Source organism: Longimicrobium sp., assembly GCF_048594345.1.
Taxonomy (GTDB): domain Bacteria; phylum Gemmatimonadota; class Gemmatimonadetes; order Longimicrobiales; family Longimicrobiaceae; genus Longimicrobium.
This window is the reverse complement of the sequence record NZ_JBMDXM010000005.1, coordinates 1-4,763: the sequence shown is the minus strand read 5'-3', so window position 1 is coordinate 4,763 and position 4,763 is coordinate 1. Positions and strand designations below refer to the sequence as shown.

General features: G+C 71.0%; 5 protein-coding genes. 2 read left to right on the top strand and 3 right to left on the bottom strand.

All coding sequences use genetic code 11. The annotated features are described in order from the left end of the window. Positions 1–52: 52 nt before the first annotated feature. From ACOJUJ_RS00415 to ACOJUJ_RS00405, 3 genes are all read right to left on the bottom strand, one after another. Positions 53–1,039: a S41 family peptidase gene (locus ACOJUJ_RS00415; RefSeq protein ID WP_420124862.1), complete on the bottom strand. Its 987-nt coding sequence runs from the start codon at positions 1,037–1,039 to the stop codon at positions 53–55. Next, positions 1,036–1,521, bottom strand: a complete 486-nt coding sequence (locus ACOJUJ_RS00410; RefSeq protein ID WP_420124861.1) for a hypothetical protein — start codon at positions 1,519–1,521, stop codon at positions 1,036–1,038. The genes ACOJUJ_RS00415 and ACOJUJ_RS00410 overlap by 4 nt, the downstream gene beginning before the upstream one ends. A 208-nt stretch (positions 1,522–1,729) precedes the next feature. Continuing rightward, complete coding sequence (locus ACOJUJ_RS00405; RefSeq protein ID WP_420124860.1) at positions 1,730–2,092, bottom strand: hypothetical protein; 363 nt, start codon at positions 2,090–2,092, stop codon at positions 1,730–1,732. 480 nt (positions 2,093–2,572) lie between these two features. Between ACOJUJ_RS00405 and ACOJUJ_RS00400 the strand changes: the two genes are divergently transcribed. Together ACOJUJ_RS00400 and ACOJUJ_RS00395 are read left to right on the top strand one after the other, a co-directional pair. Then, positions 2,573–3,736 carry a sensor histidine kinase gene (locus ACOJUJ_RS00400; RefSeq protein ID WP_420124859.1) on the top strand — a complete coding sequence of 388 codons (1,164 nt, stop codon included), beginning with the start codon at positions 2,573–2,575 and terminating at the stop codon, positions 3,734–3,736. Beyond that, entirely contained in the window at positions 3,708–4,499 is a 792-nt protein-coding gene (locus ACOJUJ_RS00395) for a LytR/AlgR family response regulator transcription factor (protein ID WP_420124858.1), read from the top strand. Before ACOJUJ_RS00400 ends, ACOJUJ_RS00395 begins: the two co-directional genes overlap by 29 nt. Positions 4,500–4,763 lie beyond the last annotated feature (264 nt).

The window sequence follows — 4,763 nt, the reverse complement described above, 5'->3', positions numbered from 1 at the left end:
CGCCCTCCAGCTGAAAGATGTCCTGCACCAGCCCCTTGCCAAAGCTGGTGGTTCAGATGATGTCGGCGCTGTCGTGGTCGTGCAGGGCCCCGGCCACGATCTCCGACGCCGACGCGCTCGGCCCGTCCGTCAGCACCACCAGCGGCGCGTCGGGCATCACCGGCTGCGCGCGGGCGTCGTACGTCTCGTCGGGCGCGCCGCGGAAGTCGGCGCGCAGCACCTGCTGGCCGGGGCGCAGGAACAGCCCGCTGATGCGGACGGCCTGGTCCAGGCTGCCGCCGGTGTTGCCGCGCAGGTCCAGCACGTACGAGGTCGCGCCGCGCTTGCGCAGGTCCACCAGCGCGCGCAGCACCTCCTCGCCCGAGGTGTCGTTGAAGCCGTCCAGCGGAATGTAGCCGATGTCGTCCTCCAGCATCACCGCGTAGCCCACGGACGGCAGCTTTACCCGCTCGCGGACGAAGGTGTGCTGCACCGGGCCGGTGCCGGGGCGGTGGTACTGCACCTCCACCGACGTTCCCGGCGTGCCCAGCAGGCGCTGCGTCACCTGGTCCAGCGGAATCCCCGTCACCCCTTCGCCGCCCACACGGATCACGCGGTCGCCTGCCCGCACGCCGGCCTGCGCGGCAGGGGATCCCACGAACACGCGCATGACCGTGGCGGTGTCGCGGATCAGCCCGATCTGCATCCCCACGCCCGTGTAGGAGTTGCGCAGGGCCTCGCGCGAGAACGCCGCCAGCTGCTCGGGCGAGAACAGGTCCGCGTACGGGTCCCCGATCTCCGCCAGCAGCCCGCGGGCGGCTTTCTCGTACAGCTGGGCATCGGTGAGCGAGTCCAGCCCCATGGTGGCCACGCGCGCCACCACCTCGTGGAACATCCGCTCCCCGTCGCGCCCGCCCCACGCCTGCAGCGCAAAGCCGCCCACGACCACGGGAAGGACCAGGGCGCCCGCGATGGAGCGGCGCAGGCCGCGGCGCGCGGGCGGGGCAGCCGGCGCGCGGGTGCGGCGCACGGCGGAAAGGAACGGCTTTCTGCGCATCATGGAGGGCTGCTTCCGATTTCGGCGCGGCACCCGGTACGGCGGCGGGTGTCCGTCAGTTGAAAGATCTTCCATCCCTCCGGGCCGCGGAAGAGCTGGAACGCATTGATGCCGCAGTGGTTCAGCCGCGGCCCGGCAAAAAAGGTGTAGTCCGTCGTCACCACCGCCAGCGGTCCGTCGATGCGCACGTACACCGCGTCAAGCTGCTCGTCCCACATCACGTCGCTGGGCTCGCCCACCGCGCGGACAAAGGTGTTGAGCGAGTCCTCGCGCAGCACGGGGGTGCCGTCCTGCCGCACCGCCGCGGTCTGCAGCCGCGCGCCGGGGACGAACGCCCCGCGGACCGCCGCGCTGTCACGCGTGCGCATGGCGTCGAACAGCCCCGTCACCACGGCGCGCACGGAGTCTTCGGCCGTCGCCTGCCCGTGCAGGTCGACAGGCCCCAGCGCGGCCAGGGCAAACACGGCGATCAGGATTCGCTTCATCAGCGGGACGGAACGGATTCGGGTGACGGATGCGCCGCGGCGGCCAGGGACGCGGCGCCGGCACGCCATGCTCCGGGACGCACCCGGAACGACGGCGGATCAGGCCTTCTGCAACATTGCACAGACGCTGTACATCCCCGCGAAAAGCGGGCCCGGCGCATACCCCCCAGCGGAACGGTTGATCCGGGCGCGGAAGGGGGCGTCCGGCCTACGAGCGGTAGACGGCCAGCGCCGCCGGCTCCACCTGCTCGCGCGGGCAGCCGCCGCGCTTCGCCAGCAGCTTGCGGTGCAGCTGCACGCGTGCCGGGCGCTCGCCCGCCGCCTTCTCGGCGGCCCGGACGCGCATGGGCGGCAGCCGGGTAAGCCCGTCCCGGGACGGCGGCGCCCAGCGCGCGCCGGGGCCGTCCAGTTCCACCCCGGCGGGCGAGGGCGCGCCCGGCGTGAGCCACGCCACGTTCACCGTGTGCGGGCTCACCTCGCCCGTCAGGGCCGAGGCGCTCGCCTCCAGCCCCAGGCCCCACAGCAGGCCCAGCGCCGCGGCGGCGGCAACGAGTACGGGGGTGCGCTTCATCCTGCCCTCCTCGTGGTGGTGGGTGAACCGCCGTGCCGCCGCCCCCGGACGGGAGGCGCGGCGCGGCGGGTGTGGCGTCAGCGGATCCGGCGGTGGCCTGGACCCGGAACGGCGGGGCTCGCGCGACCGTGGAGAGCGGGCATCCGCGGCGGCGGAACGACAGTCAGATGCACGAGGGCGCCCGGAGGTTGCAGGGGCTGCTGAATTATTAGCACCTTTTCATGCGCGGCGCCACCTCCATCCGTCCCCGCCCCCGCCGCGCGACCCCGGCTCTGGGGCATGCGTACGATCAGGCGTGCAACGCACGAGACCCATGGTTTTGTGACGAGCGGGCGGGAGTTTGGGACGAAACGCATCCGGCCAGGGACGAACGGCGGGGCTGAAAACCGGCCAAAGAAAAGCGTAGTGCGTTGCGCGTAAACAGCTTAGATTACCGTCCACATCCACCTCTCCCCCTCCCCACCCCCACGCCCCCTCCGCATGAGGCGCATCGACTGGCGGGCCGTACGGCGGGACCTGCTCCTGGGATTCAGCGCCTGGAGCATCATCAACCTGTTCTTCTACTCCCGCTCGTACGTGAGCTACGTGACCCAGCTGCGGCCGGAGGTCACCTGGGAGCAGATCTGGCTGCGCGCGCTGGTGGAGACGTCGTTCGACATCCTTACCTGGACCCTGCTCACGCCGATCGTCCTGGCGCTGGCGCGGCGCTTTCCGCTCACGCGCGGCTCCGTGCGCCGCTCGCTGCCGGTGCACGTGGCCGCCGCGCTGCTGGTGGCCACGGCGGACGTGCTGATCAGCTACGCGGTGGCAACGCAGACGTACCTGTACGGTCCGTTCTGGCCGCGCTTTTACTGGATCAGCCTGCATTACGCGGTGCTGTCGTACGTGGCGGTGGCGGCGGCGGGGCACGGGATGGAAATCTACCGCCGCTTTCGCGAGCGCGAGCTGCAGGCGTCGCAGCTGGAGACGCAGCTGGCCCGCGCCCACCTGCACGCGCTGGAGATGCAGATCCAGCCGCACTTTCTGTTCAACACCCTGAACTCCATCTCCGAGCTGATCCACGCCGAGCCCGAGGCGGCGGAGCTGATGGTGGCGCAGCTGGGCGACCTGCTGCGGATGACGATCGCCGGCGACGGACGGCAGGAAGTGCCCCTTTCGCGCGAGCTGGACCTGGTGGGCGCGTACCTGGAGATCGAGCGAACGCGCTTTCAGGACCGGCTCACGGTCAAAAAACAGGTGGATGAAGACGTTACGGATGCGCTGGTGCCATCGCTCATCCTGCAGCCGCTGGTGGAGAACGCCATCCGCCACGGGCTAAGCCCCCGGGTAGCGCCGGGAACGGTGACGCTGACGGCGCGCCGCGTGGGCGACCGCCTGCGCATCACCGTCCGCGACGACGGGCGCGGGCTGCCGCCGCCGGACCAGCGCCGCGAGCGGGTGGGCGTGGGCAACACCCGCACGCGGCTGATGCAGGCGTACGGCGCGGACCACCGCTTCGAGCTGGCGGACGCGCCCGGCCGCGGCACGCAGGTGCTGATCGAGATCCCCTGGCGTCCGGCGGGAAGGGCCGAGGTGCCCGAGCCCCGCCTCGCCTCCCTGGCCGGAGCGAGCACACATGAAGATCCGCACGGTGGTGGTGGATGACGAGCCGCTGGCCCGACGCCGGCTGGCCCGCCTGCTGGAGTCGGACGAGGCGGTCGACGTCGTGGGCGTGTGCGCCAACGGCCGCGACGCCGTAAAGACGGTGCGCGAAGCCAAGCCGGACCTGCTCTTTCTGGACGTGCAGATGCCGGAGATGGACGGGTTTGGCGTGCTGCAGGCGCTGGGCGGCGAGGCGCTGCCGCAGGTGGTGTTCGTGACGGCGTACGACCAGTACGCCATCCAGGCGTTCGAGGTGCACGCGCTGGACTACCTGCTCAAGCCGTACACGCCGGCCCGGCTTAGCGCGGCGGTGCAGCGCGCCGCCAAACAGATCGCCGCGCCGCGCGCCACGCCGGCGGACCGGCTGGCGGAGCTGCTGGAGCACCTGGAGCGCGAGCGGCGCGACCTGGGCGCGCGGCTGGCGGGCTCGCCGCCTCCCCCGCCCCCCGCGCAGACCACGCGGCTGCTGGTGAAGCACGGGGACCGGATGTTCTTTGTCCCCGTGGAAACGATCGACTGGCTGGAGGCGGAGGGGAACTACGTGCGGCTGCACTGCGGCCGCGAGGCCCACCTCGTGCGTGCCACGCTCAGCGGGATGGAGGAGCAGCTGGACCCGCGCCGCTTTACGCGCATCCACCGCTCCACCATCGTGAACCTGGACCGGGTCAAGGAGGTACGCCCCTGGTTCGCGGGCGACTACCTGGTCAAGCTGCACGACGGCGCCGAGCTGCGCCTGAGCCGCCGCTACCGCGACCACCTGCTCTGACCTTCGTTCCGCGTGACGGAGTTCCGTCCCGGCGGCTGAACAGAGGATGGGGTACAGAGGAACAGAGAACGGCCAGAGGTTCAGAGGACCCGCGGCCCCGTTCTTTCCTCTGCGTCTCTGGCTTTCTCTGTTCCTTATAGTTATTCCGGAGTTATCCACGGGCTGCGAGGAGAGTGCCCCCACGCGTTGCTCCCCGCAGCAGGTTGTGGATAACTCCGCCGGAAGCTTGTTTTTCGCACACACGCACCGCCGCGCTACGGATAA

Bases quoted from the DNA above. Each gene is read 5' to 3' on its own strand.
- ACOJUJ_RS00415 (WP_420124862.1), bottom strand. From the start codon at position 1,039: ATGATGCGCAGAAAGCCGTTCCTTTCCGCCGTGCGCCGCACCCGCGCG.
- ACOJUJ_RS00410 (WP_420124861.1), bottom strand. From the start codon at position 1,521: ATGAAGCGAATCCTGATCGCCGTGTTTGCCCTGGCCGCGCTGGGGCCT.
- ACOJUJ_RS00405 (WP_420124860.1), bottom strand. From the start codon at position 2,092: ATGAAGCGCACCCCCGTACTCGTTGCCGCCGCCGCGGCGCTGGGCCTG.
- ACOJUJ_RS00400 (WP_420124859.1), top strand. From the start codon at position 2,573: ATGAGGCGCATCGACTGGCGGGCCGTACGGCGGGACCTGCTCCTGGGA.
- ACOJUJ_RS00395 (WP_420124858.1), top strand. From the start codon at position 3,708: ATGAAGATCCGCACGGTGGTGGTGGATGACGAGCCGCTGGCCCGACGC.